Below are 15,692 nucleotides of genomic sequence, written 5' to 3' on the forward strand. Positions count from 1 at the left end.
ACTTCAACCCTTTTGCGTGAAACTGCCGGGAGCACCATACTGTGCCACACCTTTGCCGGAACAGGGCCCCAGCAGCACATGACCATACTCAACGCCAATGCAGATTTACCCGAAGGCTCTGAAAATCCGCTGAACGCAGCGGTGACCGGGCGGGACCGCTCCACCCTGGACATGGTTGCAGATGCGGTGCGCCACAATCAGACCGTGCTGGCCTATCAGCCCGTCATGCAGGCAATGGCGCCGCATGGGGTGGCGTTTTACGAGGGCTACATCCGGGTTCTGGACCCGACAGGCCGGGTGATTCCCGCCCGTGAATTCATGCATGTGGTCGAAGACAAGGAAATTGGCCGCGAGATGGACTGCCTGGCCCTGCAGCATGGATTGCGGGCGCTGGATAAATACCCGCGGATCCGCCTGTCCGTGAACATGTCGGCCCGCTCCATCGGCTATCAGCGCTGGGTAAACGTATTGGACCGGTTCCTGAAACGCGACGCAACGCTGGGTGAGCGGCTGGTGCTGGAGATATCCGAGGCTTCGGCGATGGCGGCACCGGAACTGGTGACAGATTTCATGGGGCGGATGCAACAGCACGGGATCGCCTTTGCGCTGGACAATTTCGGTGCCAGCACCACCGCGATCGGCCATTTCCGCCAGTTCTTCTTTGATGCGGTCAAGATCGACGGCCAATTCGTTCGCGGTATCCACACCAGTCATGACAACCAGTCCGTTGTCCGCGCCCTGGTCGGCATTGCCAAGCAATTTGACATGTTCACCGTCGCGGAATCGGTGGAAAGCCAGGAGGATGCGGAATTCCTGGTCGAAAACGGCGTTGATTGCCTGCAGGGCTACCTGTTTGGCGCACCTTCCGTCTCGCCGCCCTGGATTGAGGACATGAAGCAGCGCCGGGAGGCAAGCTGAGCACGCCAGGGGAGCTGACACCGCGGACGGTCGCGGAAACCTCCCTGGTCAGAAGGTTCACATGGCCCCATTCACGGGGTGAGGACGTTCAGGACGCAGTTGAGATCAGGACACCTGCCGGCCCGGCCCTGCTCCGATCAAGGCGCCGCAAAAGCGCCCTGCGAAGGGCAAGGGTTTCCTTGCGCTGCCTCTATCCTATTCACATCAGTGCCCCTGTCCTGCCAGCCCTGCAATTCCAGCGCATTCAAAGACCAGGCTGCTGACGCAGTTTGCGTGTTGTTTCGCTGCTTTGCGGAAGGTTCTCCTCCGGCTGACGGGAATCCTGTGCCGCGAGGCGTTTCTGGCGGTTGACTCTGCTGCCCCCCCTGAGACACCCTGTCAATTGCTGCACATGCAGCAATAGATTATGTCGACACCCGGAGGATACGGGAAAGATTATTGCGCGTCCGATTTCACATCCCGCGCGCAAAGATCCCCCGGAAGACCTGAATTGATGGCAGAGGACCAGAAATCAATGACCAATGTTGTAATTGCATCCGCCGCGCGCACCGCCGTCGGCTCCTTTGGCGGCTCGTTCGCCAACACCCCTGCCCACGATCTGGGCGCAGCCGTGCTGGAAGCCGTGGTGGAGCGGGCCGGCGTGGACAAATCCGAAGTCTCGGAAACCATCCTTGGCCAGGTTCTGACCGCCGCACAGGGCCAGAACCCGGCCCGTCAGGCCCACATCAACGCCGGTCTGCCGCAGGAAAGCGCCGCCTGGGGCCTTAACCAGGTGTGCGGCTCGGGTCTGCGCGCCGTGGCACTGGGCGCACAGCACATCATGCTGGGCGATGCCTCGATCGTGGCCGCCGGCGGCCAGGAGAACATGACCCTCAGCCCCCATGCAGCACATCTGCGGGCCGGCCAGAAGATGGGCGATATGAAATATATCGACACCATGATCCGCGATGGTCTGTGGGACGCTTTCAACGGCTACCATATGGGCCAGACCGCTGAAAACGTGGCCGAGCAGTGGCAGATCTCCCGCGAGATGCAGGACGAGTTTGCCGTTGCTTCGCAGAACAAGGCGGAAGCGGCGCAGAAAGCCGGCAAGTTCGCCGATGAGATCGCCGCCTTTACCGTCAAGCACCGCAAGGGCGACATTGTGGTGGACCAGGACGAATACATCCGTCACGGCGCCACCATGGAAGCGATGCAGAAACTGCGTCCGGCCTTTGCCAAGGACGGGTCTGTCACCGCTGCCAATGCCTCGGGCCTGAACGACGGTGCTGCCGCCACCCTGCTGATGAGCGCCGATGAAGCCGAAAAGCGCGGCATCGAACCGCTGGCCCGTATTGCATCTTATGCCACGGCCGGCCTGGATCCGTCGATCATGGGCGTCGGCCCGATCTATGCGTCGCGCAAGGCGCTGGAAAAGGCCGGCTGGTCGGTCGGCGACCTGGATCTGGTCGAAGCCAACGAAGCCTTTGCAGCCCAGGCCTGTGCCGTGAACAAGGACATGGGCTGGGATCCGTCGATTGTGAACGTGAACGGCGGCGCCATTGCCATCGGCCACCCGATCGGCGCCTCGGGCTGCCGGGTGCTGAACACACTGCTGTTCGAAATGAAACGCCGCGGCGCAAAAAAAGGCCTGGCCACCCTGTGCATCGGCGGCGGCATGGGCGTTGCCTTGTGCGTTGAACGCCCGTAACCGGCACAAAACCGCAAAAAGTGAAGGACGCCCCTGCGGCGTCCTTTTTCTTTTACAAAACAAGTATATACTGTGGGTGCGACAATTTTCTTGCGGCACCGCAGAAAAATCATCACGCAATATTGTTGCGCCCGCAAAATGAAAACTGTAGCAAGATTACCAAGAGACTAATACTGGAGGATTCTTGAATGGCACGTACTGCACTCGTCACCGGCGGCTCCCGCGGCATCGGCGCAGCAATTTCCCAAGCGCTGAAGGCGCAGGGCTGCAATGTCGCCGCCACTTATGCCGGCAATGACGAAGCCGCGGCAAAATTCACCGACGAAACCGGCATCAAGACCTATAAGTGGAATGTTGGCAACTACGAAGACAGCGCCGCCGGCATTGCCAAGGTCGAAGCGGATTTGGGTCCAATCGACATCGTGGTCGCCAATGCCGGCATCACCCGCGACGCGCCGTTCCACAAGATGACGCCGCAGCAATGGCAGGAAGTGATCGACACCAACCTGACCGGCGTGTTCAACACCGTTCACCCGATCTGGCCCGGCATGCGCGAGCGCAAGTTCGGCCGCGTTGTCGTGATCTCCTCGATCAACGGCCAGAAGGGCCAGTTCGCCCAGGTGAACTATGCCGCGACCAAAGCGGGCGATCTGGGCATCGTGAAATCGCTGGCCCAGGAAGGCGCGCGCGCAGGCATCACCGCCAATGCGATCTGCCCTGGCTATATCGCGACTGAGATGGTGATGGCGGTCCCGGAAAAGGTACGCGAGTCGATCATCGGCCAAATCCCGGCCGGCCGTCTGGGTGAACCGGAAGAGATCGCCCGCTGCGTCGCCTTCCTGGCGTCTGACGAATCGGGCTTCATCAATGGCTCGACCATCTCCGCCAACGGCGCGCAGTTCTTCGTCTAAACTGTTCCGGCAGTTGAAACGGCAAGGGCCGGTCCTGGTGGACCGGCCCTTTTCCTATCCCGTAAGTGCCTTTTCTCGAAACAGAGCGCGCTCAGGCCCAGCGGGAAATCTTGGGGCGGAGGGCTGGTACAGACCGTGCGCCAAACAGCCGGGTCCAGGCCAGTTTCAGCCCATTTTTCAGCACCTGACCGCGCTCGGTATGGGCACGGGCCATGGCAGACTTCACGGCGGCATCAGCAGAGTATTCCAGCATCTTCGGCCTCCTTTTCGGATCAGTATCCTTTACCTGCACCCAATATGAAGACGTTCCGTCAATCGCACAAACGAGACTTTGCAGAGGTTCAGTTAAGTTGTACTTGTGTGAGATGTCTGACCGCCTGCCGCCCCTCACCGCCCTGCGCGCCTTTGATGCCGCGGCCCGCCACATGTCCTTTGCCAAGGCGGCGGAGGAGCTGAACGTGACCCCAGCGGCGCTGTCGTTTCAGATCAAATCACTGGAAGAGCATCTGGGCCAGCCGCTGTTCCGCCGCCTGAACCGCGCGGTAGAGCTGACTGAGGCGGGAAAGACACTGGCCCCCGGAGCGGCGGAAGGATTCGAGGCTCTGACCGCCGCCTGGCGCACCGTGCGCCGCCTGCAGGACAACACCACGCTGACGGTGACCGCCGGGCCGGGGCTGACGGCAAAATGGCTGGCACCGCGGCTGTATGAATTTGCCCGTGCTCATCCCGAGATCGACCTGCGGTTTTCGGCCACGTTGCGGATGCTGGATTTTGTCCGCGATGACGTCGATGTGGCAATCCGGTTCGGCTATGGCCCGGATGAGGGGTACTACGTACTGCGAGTGCCGCCGGAATGGGTGACGCCGGTGATGTCGCCGGAGCTGGCGGAGCGCTATACCACGCCTGAAAGCCTGATGGAGGCGCCGCTGATCTTTGACGAATCCATCGATTTTCTGGACCCGCCCTGCGATTGGCCGGCCTGGTTCCGCACCCAAGGCATCGACTTTAAACCAACCCATGGCTCGCATTTCTCGCAAGCCGACCATGCAATCGACGCCGCTGCCGCGGGGGCCGGCGTGGCCCTGGGCCGGCGCGGCATGGCAGTCACCGATCTGCATGCCGGCCGGCTGGTGGCGCCTTTCAAGACCGCAATTGAGACCAAGGCGCATTTCCGCTTTCTTTGTGCGCCCGGCACCGAGACGCGGCCGCAGATCGCAGCGTTCCGCGACTGGTTTGTTGCCGAGATTGAAAAAACCGCCTACGTCTCGGAGGCTTTTGAGATCATTCCTGTCGAGGACATCCCGCCGCCATGACCAGACCCCGCGCGACCGCCATCGGCTTCATCGCTGTTTTGCTGTGGTCGCTTCTGGCGTTACTGACCGTCGGAACCGAGCCCGTCCCGCCCTTGCTGCTGAATGCGCTGTGCTTTACCATCGGCGGCACGCTGGGGATGATCTGGACCGCGGCCACCGGCAAGCTGGGTCAGCTGCGGCAGGTGCCGCTGAAGGTCTATGCCTTTGGCACCCTCGGTCTCTTTGGCTATCACTTGCTTTACTTTTCGGCGTTGCGGCTGGCCCCTGCGGCGGAGGCCGGGTTGATCGCCTATTTATGGCCGCTTCTGATTGTGCTGTTTTCCGGCCTGCTGCCCGGCGAACATCTGAAGGCAGGGCATCTGGCCGGGGCCGGCTTGGGCTTTGCCGGGGCTGCCACCATCATCTCAGGCGGTGGCGAGGGGTTTCAGGCGCAGTATCTGCCCGGCTATGGGCTGGCGCTGCTCTGTGCGCTGACCTGGTCCGGGTATTCGGTGCTGTCGCGGCTGCTGGGCAAGGCGCCGACCAGTTCGGTTGCGGTATTCTGTCTGGTCACCGCAGCCGCCTCCTGGGGGCTGCATTTCGCGCTGGAGGAGACGGTTTGGCCTGCGGGCGCGCTGGGCTGGGTCTCAACCCTGCTGCTGGGCCTTGGTCCTGTTGGGCTGGCGTTTTATGTCTGGGACATCGGCGTCAAACAGGGCGACATTCAGATGCTTGGCACCAGCAGCTACGCTGCGCCGCTCTTGTCGACGCTGATCCTGGTGCTGGCGGGCATTGCCGCCGCCTCCTGGGGGCTGGCGCTGGCGGCTGCGCTGATCACAGGCGGGGCGCTGATTGCGGCCAGGGCCGGTTCGGCAAGCTGACCGCAGGGGACTGACGCCCAAAATGAAAAGAGGGCCGCCACTCCGGGCAGGCCCTCCTAACCGTGTTGCCGGGATCTGTCCCGGCGGGAACTCTTCAGGCTACTTCAGCAGCCAACCGCTCAATCTCTTCCTTCAGCTTGAGCTTTTGCTTTTTCATTGATGCGATTTCCAGACCATCGGTACTGGGCGATCGTTGGGCCTGTTCCACTTCCATGCTCAGATGCTCGTGCTTCTTCTTAAGTTCGGTCAGATGCGAGCTAAGGCTCATGGCAACCCTCCTTCATTGAGCTAGATGTGTTTGACACCCAGGAGTGGACCATAAGTTTTTACGTCTGTCACGCCGCAGCCGCAGTATTTTTGTCATGAAATTTTCATATCGGCCATGCGCCGCGCATTTTGCCGCAGGCAAAGGCGCACTATGGCAGAAACCCGCCTGCCAAAAAGCCGCATAAGTTGAATGAGAGCCGCCCGGCCCCTATATTCGCAGCGCCGGAAACCCCCCGTTAAACCGGCCAGGGCAAGGCCGCCGCCTCGCGCAGAACGGCCCGGATTTGCGGCTGATAACTGTCTCCGTCCCGCTCATGCCGGGTGCCTTCATGCAGAATCAGCGGCGCATGCAGCCGGAACTCCGCCCGGCCGCCCTTGCGCGCGCGCAGGATCACCAGCTCGGCTCCACGTCCCTCGCGCGGGGCCAGCGGCAGCACCTCGACCGAGCCAAGGCCGCCGCTGCAGGCCGCCAGCATATCCGGCAGCCGGTCGGCGCGCTGGATCATGTGCAGGTATCCCTTCGGCGCCAAACGGCGGGCGGCGGTTGTGATCCAGTCTGCCAGCGGCGTGCCCTCTCCCAGCGCGACCTGCCTGCCGGCATCGCGCGCCAGACTATGGGCACCCGGTTTGTAATAAGGCGGATTAGCAAAGACGTGATGGAACTGGCGCTGTTTCAGAACCTCCGGCAACGCTGATAAATCAGCCTCGAACACCTCGATCTCCTGACCGTTTTCCGCAGCATTGCACCGGGCCAGTTCCGCATAAGGCGGCTGCAGCTCAATCCCCGCCAGCTGCAGATCCGGCACCCGCGCTGCAAGACACAGCAAAGCCTGACCGGCACCGCAGCCCAGTTCCAGAACCGCCTCGCCTGGCCTTGCCGGGACTGCCGCTGCCAACAGCACAGGATCCACCCCCGCACGGTATCCCTTGACGGGTTGCCACAGCTGCACCCTGCCGCCAAGAAAGCCGTTGCAGCTCAGCGCGTCTTCCGCAAATGCGGTCATCGGCCCAGCGGGATTTCATTATCGCGCATCACCACCAACGCATCGTCGTAATCATCCGCGCGCACCATCAGGCGGCGCGGGAAAATTCCGATCCCGCCTTCCAGGATGCTCATATTTACGTCCATTTGAAAGCAGTCTATATCCTCACCCTCAAGAAGGGCGGAGGCAAAGGCCATGATCGTCGGATCGGTGCTGCGCAGAAGCTCTTTCATAGGATTGGATCTAAGGGCAAGGCCCCACCCTTGTCGAGCCTTGCGAGCGGGAAAGTGATGGACCAAGTGATGACCAGGAAGCCGCATGAAATGCTGGCCGCCACGCTAAGCCAGGAACTGGACGCAGTGAATGTGCTGATCCGCAAGCGGATGGCCTCGCAACATGCGCCACGCATCCCCGAGGTGACCGCGCATCTGGTTGAGGCCGGCGGCAAGCGCCTGCGGCCGATGCTGACACTGGCGGCGGCAAAGATGTGCGGCTATCAGGGCGATCACCATCTGAAACTGGCCGCCACGGTGGAATTCATCCACACCGCCACTCTGCTGCACGACGACGTGGTTGATGAAAGCGCCCAACGGCGCGGGCGGCCTACAGCGAACCTGCTCTGGGACAACAAAAGCTCGGTTCTGGTCGGCGACTACCTGTTTGCCCGCAGCTTCCAGCTGATGGTTGAGACCGGCTCCTTGCGGGTACTGGATATCCTGGCCAATGCCTCGGCCACCATTGCCGAGGGCGAAGTGCTTCAGATGACAGCAGCCTCGAACCTGAAAACCGGTGAAGACATCTATCTGCAGGTGGTGCGCGGCAAGACCGCTGCGCTGTTCTCGGCGGCGACGGAAGTGGGCGGCGTTATCGCCGGGGCATCCGAGGCGCAGGTGAAGGCGCTGTTTGACTATGGCGACGCCCTGGGGATTGCTTTCCAGATCGCGGATGACCTTTTGGACTATCAGGGCGACAGCAAGGCTACCGGCAAGAATGTCGGCGACGACTTCCGCGAACGCAAGCTGACACTGCCGGTGATCAAAGCGGTGGCGCAGGCGACAGACGAAGAACGCGCGTTCTGGACCCGCACCATCGAGAAGGGCAAGCAGGAAGACGGCGACCTGGAGCAAGCGCTGGCGCTGATGGCGAAGTACCAGACGCTGGAGGCCACCCGCGAAGACGCCAATGCCTGGGCGGCAAAAGCGAAGGCGGCACTTGACGCCCTGCCCGATCACGAGATCCGCAGCATGCTGCGCGATCTGGCCGATTACGTGGTTTCGCGGTTGAACTGACGGGGCAAAGGGGGCGCTGCCCCCTCGGCCTTACGGCCTCACCCCCGGGGTATTTTGACCAGAAAGAAGCTGTTCAGCGCTGCAGCGCCGTGCGTGAGCGCGGCGCCCGGCCCAACGGCGGACAAGCATCTTTGATGCGCCGGCCCGCTGGCGGGAGTGCCCGTGTTCCGCCGCGCGCAGTGCTTCAGGTCAAAGTGACTGCACTGCACCACCACGCGGGATGCTCCGCCCCGATTTCATAGGCCGCAAAATGAGCGGCTTTCCTTGATGGGTAGAGCGCAAAACAGGTGGCGCCGGAACCGGACATGCGGGCCAGCAGCGCGTTGCGGGAGCAGCGCAGGTCCGCGAGCACCCGTTCAATTTCCGGCGCAACACTGATGGCTGGGGCCTCCAGGTCGTTGCGCTGTTCGCCAAGCCACGCGGCGCAATCTTCGACAGAGGCGAAAGCCGGAATGTCCTGCGGCATCGGCGGATTGTTGCGGGAGGCAAGTTCGGAAAACACCGGCCCGGTCGGGACATGTGCGCCGGAATTGACCAGCAGCGCGTGCAGCTCTGGCAGCTCCACCGGCGCGACTTGTTCGCCGATCCCTTGCATCCGGGCCGCTCGGGCCGCCATGCAGACCGGCACATCAGCACCAAGCGACAGCGGCAATTCATCGGGAATACCGCAGCCCTGCCTGGTAAGTGCCCGCAGAACCGCAGCGGCGTCTGAGGAGCCGCCTCCGATGCCTGCGCCATGGGGCAGATGCTTGTCGAGGCTGATCCGGCCGGTCCAGCCTGCCCCTGCGGCGGCTTTCCAAACAAGGTTGCGCTCATCCGCAGGCACGCCTTCCGCAAACAGGCCGGAGACCTCCAGCGCCAGCTCAGGTCCTGGATCAAGCTGCAGCAGATCCCCGGTGTCCGCAAAGACCACCAGCGAGTCCAACAGGTGATAGCCGTCGGCGCGGCGGCCGGTCACATGCAGGGTCAGGTTGATCTTGGCAGGCGCAAAGACCTCAGCCGCCATTGGCGACCTTCAGGGGCTCAGCGCCTTCTTCGGCCAGCACCGCGTCCAGGCCTACCTCCAGCTTGCGGCGGATGCGTTCGGGGTCGGCTTCGCCATCGGTGTCTTCCGGATCAATAAAAGACAGCGCCCGCTTCCACTGGAATTCTGCTTCACGCTCCCGGCCCACAGCCCAATAGACGTCGCCCAGGTGGTCATTGACCACCGGGTCCACCGGCATCAGCTCAACCGCGCGTTCCATATGGGCAACCGCATCGTCAAACTGGCCCATGCGGTAAAGCACCCAGCCCAGGGAGTCGACGATGAAGCCGGAATCTGGGCGTGCCGCGACGGCGCGTTCGATCATATCCAGCGCCTCGTCCAGCTTGCTGCTTTTTTCGACAAGCGAATAGCCCAGGTAGTTCAGCACCTGCGGCCGGTTCGGGTCCAGTTCCAGCGAGGCGCGGAAATCGGCCTCGGCCTGGTCCCATTGGTCCAGACGCTCATGACAGATACCGCGGGCATAATAGAGGAACCAGCGGGTGCCGGACTCTTCGGATGTGTTGGCCAGCGCCTTGTCATAAGCGCCGGCAGCGCCCGCGTAGTCTTCCTGCTGGCGCAGCAGATCGCCGAGACTGACATAGACGCTGGGCTGTTCCGGGAAGTCCCGCGCCAGCTGTTCCAGAACTTCGATTGCCGCGTCCGGTTTGGCGGCGCGGCGCAGGGCCTCGGCGCGGCCCATTTCAGCGGCGTGATAGTCGGGATGGCTGCTGGGCACCTGTTTGTAGGTCGCAACCGACAGCTCGTAGCGGCCCAGCTGGTCCAGCAGCCCAGCGCTCAGCAGGATTGCGTCCACATGACCGGGGCGCAGTGAGGCCGCCATGCGGGCATACATCAGCACATAATCGTTGGCTGTATCGCCATTCAGCGCCGCACCAAGGGTATAAAACACCTCAGCCACCCCCTCCCGCGGGCTGGGGGCGATGGTGTAGGCAAGCGTTTCCCCGGCGGCGAGCTGCGCATTCATGGCTTCCAGCCCGGGGTCCAGGCGGCTGCCGAAGGCTGTATTCAGCGCTTCACGAGCGTCATCGCTGCGGCCCAGCTGCGACAGGATCTGCACCCTTGCAACTGCCGCCCGGCGGCTGAGAGTGGCCAGGCGGCCATCCTCGGCGGCAAACAGCGCCTCGGCCCCGCCGTAATCGCCGGCCGAGGCCAGTGCCAGTGCCCGGTGGTAAAGCACAAAGGGCCGCAGGCTGCCATCTTCGGCCAGCCGTTCAAAGGTCTTGAGCGCGTTGGAGATGGAGCCGTTGCCGATATGCGCCCAGCCTTCCAGCAAGCCGTCCACCAGCGGATGGATTGCTTCCTGTTCGGCGTCGCGGTCCAGGATCGCCTGGAAATCACCATCTGCGGCATGGCCGCCTGCAATTATGATGTTGGCCACCTGGCTGCGGGCGCCAGCCTGTAGCAGCCTTGCGGCGACCGGCACCGCCAGTTCAGCCTTGCCCATGGCGAGCTGCGCAAACACCACGTTTTCCATCAGCAGCGGGTTCTGCGGGTCGCGGGCCAGGGCCTGCGTATAATACAGAGCCGCGGCAGCAAAATCGCTGTCATAGGTTGCGGCCCGTCCGGCCAGATAGGACCCGGCCAGCCCTTCCGCCTGCGCGGCAGGCACGGAAGCGGCCACCAGGGCCGCACAGGACAGGGTGCGAAGAATGGATACGGGCACGCGGGACCCCTTTACGATTTACTGCTCTTTGCTCTTCTAAGAAAGCGTAGTGCGCCGCCCGTCAACACGCAATGGGGCGGCCCAAGGGCCGCCCCATAAATTCCGGCAAAACCGCGCCGAAAAGCTGAAATTCCGATCACATGTTCGGGTAGTTCGGCCCGTCACCGCCCTGGGGCGTGGTCCAGGTGATGTTCTGGCTTGGATCCTTGATGTCGCAGGTCTTGCAGTGAACGCAGTTCTGGAAGTTGACCACGAACTCCGGCTGGCCGTCTTTTTCCACCACCTCGTAGACGCCGGCGGGGCAGTAGCGCTGCGCCGGTTCGGCGAATTTCGGCAGGTTGACCTGGATCGGAGTGTCGGCGTTGCCCAGCTGCAGGTGGCAGGGCTGGCTTTCCTCGTGATTGGTCATCGCAAAAGACACGTTGGTCAGCCGGTCGAAGGACAGCACGCCATCGGGCTTGGGGTAATCAATGGGCTTGTGCTTGGAGGCCTCCTCGGTCGCTTCGGCGTCGTTCTTGCCGTGGCCCAGGGTGCCAAAGAAGGAGAAGCCCAGCAGGTTGTTGGTCCACATGTCCAGCCCGCCAAAAGCGAGCGAGGCGGTGAGACCCCATTTGGACCACATCGGTTTGACGTTGCGGACCATCTTCAGGTCCTTGCCGATGGCGCCGTCGCGCACGTCGGTTTCATAAGCGGTCAGCTCGTCGCCCGAACGCTCGGCCTTGATCGCGTCAAAGGCAGCTTCGGCCGCAGCCTTGCCCGACAGCATCGCATTATGGTTGCCCTTGATGCGCGGCACGTTGACCATGCCGGCCGAACAGCCCAGCAGCGCCACACCGGGGGCAACCAGTTTCGGCATCGACTGCCAGCCGCCTTCGGTGATTGCACGGGCGCCATATGCCACGCGCTTGCCGCCCTTCAGCAGCTCGGCCACCACCGGGTGGTGCTTGAAGCGCTGGAATTCCATGTAGGGGAACAGATGCGGGTTCTTGTAGTTCAGGTGAACCACAAAACCGACGTATACCTGATTGTTGTCCAGGTGATAGATGAACGACCCGCCGCCTGCATTTTTGCCCAGCGGCCAGCCCATGGTGTGGGTGACGGTGCCTTCGCTATGCTTGGCGGGGTCGATCTCCCAGATCTCTTTCATGCCGACGCCGTATTTCTGCACTTCTTTGCCGGCGGCGAGGTCGTATTTATTGATCACTTCCTTGGCAAGCGAGCCGCGCACGCCTTCGCAGATGAAGACATATTTGCCGTGCAGTTCCATGCCCGGCTCATATGACGGGCCCGGGGTGCCGTCGGGGTTCTTGCCGAATTCGCCGGCAACAACGCCCTTCACTTCGCCGTTTTCGCCGTACACCAGTTCCGAGCACGCCATGCCTGGGAAGATCTCAACGCCCATTTCCTCGGCTTGCTCGGCCATCCAGCGGCAGACGTTGCCCATCGAGACGATATAGTTGCCGTGGTTGTTCATCAGCGGCGGCATCGGGAAGTTCGGGATACGGACATGGCCGGCTTCGCCCAGCATCAGGAAGTTGTCTTCCTTGACTTCGACGTTCAGCGGTGCGCCCTTTTCCTTCCAGTCGGGGATCAGCGCGTTCAGGCCGCAGGGGTCCAGCACCGCGCCCGACAGGATATGCGCGCCCACTTCCGAGCCCTTTTCCAGGACCACGACCTGCAGGTCGGCGTCCAGCTGTTTCAGGCGGATGGCCGCAGACAGACCGGCAGGGCCGGCCCCGACGATCACCACGTCGTATTCCATCGCTTCGCGTTCAATCTCGGCCATTTTGCGGCGCTCCTTGGCTTTTATTCGCTACCGGCCCCACAATGGTGCGTGGGCGCAATATTATTTCGCGGTTGCTTAGCGTTTGGCAGACCTGCCGGTCAATCCAAACTCCGCGTCAAACACCTGTAAAACAGGCAACTGAGACAAAAAGTGCGTCCAATTTCGTCATTCAAGGATCATTTTCCGCCGCAGCTCATGTCTCGGGCCGGTCTCCCATCAGGTATCGGGGTCCCTGCCCCTTCTGTGCAGCCTTGTCTTCGGGGTTGTACAGTTTGCAATTCGGAAGCGAAAGGCAGCCGCAGCCTATGCAGCCGTCCAAATTGTCGCGCAACCGCACCAAGGTTTCGATTCGCTGGTCCAGATGGCTGCGGAAGCTGTCCGAGATGCAGGCCCAGTCTTCTTTGGTGGGGGTGCGGCTGCCCGGCAGGCTTTGCAGGAAACCGCGGATCTCCGGCAGCGAAAAGCCGAACTGCTGGGCAATCATGATGAAACTCATCCGCCGGATGTCGGCGCGGTGGAACCGCCGCTGCCCGCCCGCATTGCGCCAGGGCTCCACCAGCCCCTGCGCCTCGTAATAGCGGATCGCGGACACGGCAAGACCTGTGCGGCCGGCCAGATAACCAATGGAAATCCCGGCGGATGACGGCATGGTGCACTCCCTGAAAAACTGCTTGAGCTAAAGTTAGGTTTAGGAATTAGAGTGAGTCGTATCAACAGATTTGCTCAGGCGAGAAGGAGATTTCCAATGAGCGCAGTTCTTGAACATGCAAACGTCACCGTGGCCGACCCCAATGCCACTGCGAAATGGATGAAAGAGGTTTTCGGCTGGCATGTGCGCTGGGAAGGCGAAGCCAAGAATGGCGGCTACACCGTGCATACCGGCGGCGAGACCAGCTATCTTGCGCTTTACACGCCGCGCACCCCCGCAGGCAAAGCGCCGGAGAGCTATGGCATTGTCGGCGGCCTGAACCATCTGGCGGTGATCGTCGAGGATTTGGACGCAACCGAAGCTGCAGTGAAGGCCGCGGGTTTCACGCCGATCAACCACGGCGACTATGAACCGGGCCGCCGGTTTTACTTTCATGACGACAACGGCATCGAATACGAGGCGGTGCAATATGATTGATATTCTATTGCAGGCGGGGCTTGCGAAGCTGCCCCTGCGCGGCATTTTTTCGCGCAATTCTGTGGAAAAGTCCCGCAATCCGCCCGCTTAGGCGGAATTGCGTGCCGGCAAGCCCCGCGCGCACTTGAAATCAGGTGCAGGATTGGGTCAGGTAATTGTCAACCGGACCGGAGGCCCCGCGGCTTATGCTGCGGGGCTGCGGTTTTCATACTGACAAGAAAAACCATAATAGCGACCTGGACCAATCTCATGGAAAAGATCCCGATGACCCCCACGGGTCACGCCGCGCTGGAAAGCGAACTGAAGAACCTGAAATCCGTCGAACGCCCGGCGATCATTCAGGCAATTGCCGAAGCCCGCGAGCTGGGCGATTTGTCGGAGAACGCCGAGTATCATTCGGCGCGCGAGAAGCAGTCCTTTATCGAGGGCCGCATCAAGGAGCTGGAAGGCATCCTGTCGCTGGCCGACGTGATCAACCCGGCCAAGCTGACAGGCGCCATCAAATTCGGCGCCAAGGTGACCGTGGTGGACGAGGACACCGATGAAGAAAAAACCTGGCAGATCGTTGGCGAACACGAGGCCAACATTGAGGCAGGCCTGTTGAACATCAAATCGCCGATTGCGCGTGCCTTGATCGGCAAGGACGAAAGCGACAGTGTGGAAGTGCGCACCCCCGGCGGCATCCGCGCTTATGAAATTCTCAAGATCGTCTATTCCTGATCCGCAAAGCAGCGAGTGTTCATGACAGGCTCCAGCAGCAGTCCCGGCTCCAACCCAAACCCCGCTGGCAATCGCCCGTTGCGGCGCCTTGACGGGCCTGCGGGCAATGGGCTGGGCGGTGCCGAGCTGGCGGCCATTGCCCTGGGCGCTTTGTGGCTTCTGGCGGCAGTCGGGTTCTTTGTCTTTGCGCCGCCGGATTCCGGGCTTTCGCAATGGGCCGACCTGATCACCGGCGTTCTGGCACTGGTGCTGCCGCTGGCGATGCTGTGGGTTGCCGCCTCTGCCGCGCGCTCGGCCCGGGTGATGCGGGAGGAAAGCGAACAGCTGCAGGCCGCCATTGACGGCTTGCGCCAGACCTATCTGGCACAGTCCCAGCAGCATGCCGCGGTGGCTGAGCCGTCGATGGCCAAGCGGTTGGAGGAGATCGCCGAGGCGACCCGCAAGACCGAAACCGCGCTGGCCACCTTCCACACCAGCCGCCGCGATCCGGTGCGCCCGGCAATCCCCGCCGAAGCGGCCGAGCTGGCGGCGGCCGAACAAGGATCATTGGCTTTGGGCACCCAGGCCGAAGATGCCGCGCCGCCGCTGCCAGCCGAACATTTCATCCGGGCACTGAACTTCCCGGAGACGGCGGAGGATCAGGACGGTTTCGCCGCCCTGCGCGCAGCCTTGCAGGACCGCAAGGCCGCCCAGGTGATTCAGGCTGCGCAGGATGTGCTGACCCTGCTCAGCCAAGACGGCATCTATATGGATGACTTGCGCCCTGACATGGCCCGCCCTGAGATCTGGCGCCAGTTTGCCCAAGGCGCGCGCGGCCGTGCCGTGGCCCCCCTTGGCGGCGTGCGCGACCGCACCTCGCTGGCGCTGACGGCGGCACGGATGAAACAGGACCCGATTTTCCGCGATGCCGCGCATCATTTCCTGCGCCGCTTTGATCAGATGTTCGCGGAGTTTGAGGCTGAAGCGACCGACGGCGAGATTTCCGCCCTCGGCAACACCCGCACCGCCCGCGCTTTTATGCTGCTGGGCCGGGTGGCCGGGACCTTCGACTGAGAGGCGGCCCTTCGGGCCACTGCCTGCAGCGCGGGTATTTTTGACCAGAAAGAAGCGGCGGGGAGGTG

The 15,692-nt window shown here is 62.3% G+C and carries 17 protein-coding genes; 9 read left to right on the forward strand and 8 right to left on the reverse strand.

Annotated elements, in window-relative coordinates; translation table 11 throughout:
* Positions 1-78 precede the first annotated feature (78 nt).
* From K3557_RS14530 to phbB, 3 genes are all read left to right on the forward strand, one after another.
* The gene (locus tag K3557_RS14530) at positions 79-918 is read left to right on the forward strand and encodes an EAL domain-containing protein (RefSeq protein WP_259990138.1); all 840 of its coding nucleotides are present in this window, start codon (positions 79-81) and stop codon (positions 916-918) included.
* A gap of 514 nt (positions 919-1,432) precedes the next feature.
* Complete coding sequence (locus tag K3557_RS14535; RefSeq protein ID WP_129369853.1) at positions 1,433-2,608, forward strand: acetyl-CoA C-acetyltransferase; 1,176 nt, start codon at positions 1,433-1,435, stop codon at positions 2,606-2,608.
* A gap of 188 nt (positions 2,609-2,796) precedes the next feature.
* The gene (phbB, locus tag K3557_RS14540) at positions 2,797-3,519 is read left to right on the forward strand and encodes an acetoacetyl-CoA reductase (RefSeq protein ID WP_259990136.1); all 723 of its coding nucleotides are present in this window, start codon (positions 2,797-2,799) and stop codon (positions 3,517-3,519) included.
* A 91-nt stretch (positions 3,520-3,610) separates the two neighbouring features.
* Here phbB and K3557_RS14545 read toward each other — a convergent pair whose 3' ends face one another.
* Complete coding sequence (locus tag K3557_RS14545) at positions 3,611-3,772, reverse strand: hypothetical protein (RefSeq protein ID WP_259990134.1); 162 nt, start codon at positions 3,770-3,772, stop codon at positions 3,611-3,613.
* Positions 3,773-3,884: 112 nt separating this feature from the next.
* Between K3557_RS14545 and K3557_RS14550 the strand changes: the two genes are divergently transcribed.
* Together K3557_RS14550 and K3557_RS14555 are read left to right on the forward strand one after the other, a co-directional pair.
* The gene (locus tag K3557_RS14550; RefSeq protein ID WP_259994693.1) at positions 3,885-4,832 is read left to right on the forward strand and encodes a transcriptional regulator GcvA; all 948 of its coding nucleotides are present in this window, start codon (positions 3,885-3,887) and stop codon (positions 4,830-4,832) included.
* The gene (locus K3557_RS14555) at positions 4,829-5,692 is read left to right on the forward strand and encodes a DMT family transporter (RefSeq protein ID WP_259994694.1); all 864 of its coding nucleotides are present in this window, start codon (positions 4,829-4,831) and stop codon (positions 5,690-5,692) included. Before K3557_RS14550 ends, K3557_RS14555 begins: the two co-directional genes overlap by 4 nt.
* A gap of 94 nt (positions 5,693-5,786) precedes the next feature.
* Here K3557_RS14555 and K3557_RS14560 read toward each other — a convergent pair whose 3' ends face one another.
* The 3 genes from K3557_RS14560 to K3557_RS14570 form a co-directional block, all read right to left on the reverse strand.
* Entirely contained in the window at positions 5,787-5,960 is a 174-nt protein-coding gene (locus K3557_RS14560) for a YdcH family protein (RefSeq protein ID WP_259990128.1), read from the reverse strand.
* Between the two features lie 235 nt (positions 5,961-6,195).
* Positions 6,196-6,963 carry a tRNA1(Val) (adenine(37)-N6)-methyltransferase gene (locus tag K3557_RS14565; RefSeq protein ID WP_259994695.1) on the reverse strand — a complete coding sequence of 256 codons (768 nt, stop codon included), beginning with the start codon at positions 6,961-6,963 and terminating at the stop codon, positions 6,196-6,198.
* A complete protein-coding gene (locus K3557_RS14570; protein WP_134830625.1) occupies positions 6,960-7,175 on the reverse strand; it encodes a DUF2007 domain-containing protein in 216 nt (71 codons plus the stop codon). The genes K3557_RS14565 and K3557_RS14570 overlap by 4 nt, the downstream gene beginning before the upstream one ends.
* A gap of 57 nt (positions 7,176-7,232) precedes the next feature.
* Between K3557_RS14570 and K3557_RS14575 the strand changes: the two genes are divergently transcribed.
* Positions 7,233-8,231: a polyprenyl synthetase family protein gene (locus tag K3557_RS14575; protein WP_259994696.1), complete on the forward strand. Its 999-nt coding sequence runs from the start codon at positions 7,233-7,235 to the stop codon at positions 8,229-8,231.
* A 184-nt stretch (positions 8,232-8,415) separates the two neighbouring features.
* Here K3557_RS14575 and K3557_RS14580 read toward each other — a convergent pair whose 3' ends face one another.
* From K3557_RS14580 to soxR, 4 genes are all read right to left on the reverse strand, one after another.
* Positions 8,416-9,237, reverse strand: coding sequence for a 4-(cytidine 5'-diphospho)-2-C-methyl-D-erythritol kinase (locus K3557_RS14580; RefSeq protein ID WP_259994697.1), 822 nt, complete (start codon positions 9,235-9,237; stop codon positions 8,416-8,418).
* Entirely contained in the window at positions 9,227-10,939 is a 1,713-nt protein-coding gene (locus tag K3557_RS14585) for a tetratricopeptide repeat protein (protein WP_259994698.1), read from the reverse strand. The genes K3557_RS14580 and K3557_RS14585 overlap by 11 nt, the downstream gene beginning before the upstream one ends.
* A 136-nt stretch (positions 10,940-11,075) precedes the next feature.
* The gene (locus K3557_RS14590) at positions 11,076-12,725 is read right to left on the reverse strand and encodes an electron transfer flavoprotein-ubiquinone oxidoreductase (protein WP_259994699.1); all 1,650 of its coding nucleotides are present in this window, start codon (positions 12,723-12,725) and stop codon (positions 11,076-11,078) included.
* Between the two features lie 193 nt (positions 12,726-12,918).
* Entirely contained in the window at positions 12,919-13,374 is a 456-nt protein-coding gene (gene soxR, locus K3557_RS14595; RefSeq protein WP_259990117.1) for a redox-sensitive transcriptional activator SoxR, read from the reverse strand.
* A gap of 96 nt (positions 13,375-13,470) precedes the next feature.
* Between soxR and K3557_RS14600 the strand changes: the two genes are divergently transcribed.
* The 3 genes from K3557_RS14600 to K3557_RS14610 all read left to right on the forward strand — a co-directional run bounded on the left by K3557_RS14600 (position 13,471) and on the right by K3557_RS14610 (position 15,624).
* Positions 13,471-13,851, forward strand: a complete 381-nt coding sequence (locus K3557_RS14600; protein ID WP_259990114.1) for a VOC family protein — start codon at positions 13,471-13,473, stop codon at positions 13,849-13,851.
* 249 nt (positions 13,852-14,100) lie between these two features.
* The gene (gene greA, locus K3557_RS14605; RefSeq protein WP_134830630.1) at positions 14,101-14,571 is read left to right on the forward strand and encodes a transcription elongation factor GreA; all 471 of its coding nucleotides are present in this window, start codon (positions 14,101-14,103) and stop codon (positions 14,569-14,571) included.
* A 21-nt stretch (positions 14,572-14,592) separates the two neighbouring features.
* Positions 14,593-15,624: a hypothetical protein gene (locus K3557_RS14610; RefSeq protein ID WP_259990112.1), complete on the forward strand. Its 1,032-nt coding sequence runs from the start codon at positions 14,593-14,595 to the stop codon at positions 15,622-15,624.
* Positions 15,625-15,692: the final 68 nt, after the last annotated feature.

The sequence above is a fragment of the Leisingera sp. M523 genome, from assembly GCF_025141335.1.
Taxonomy (GTDB): domain Bacteria; phylum Pseudomonadota; class Alphaproteobacteria; order Rhodobacterales; family Rhodobacteraceae; genus Leisingera.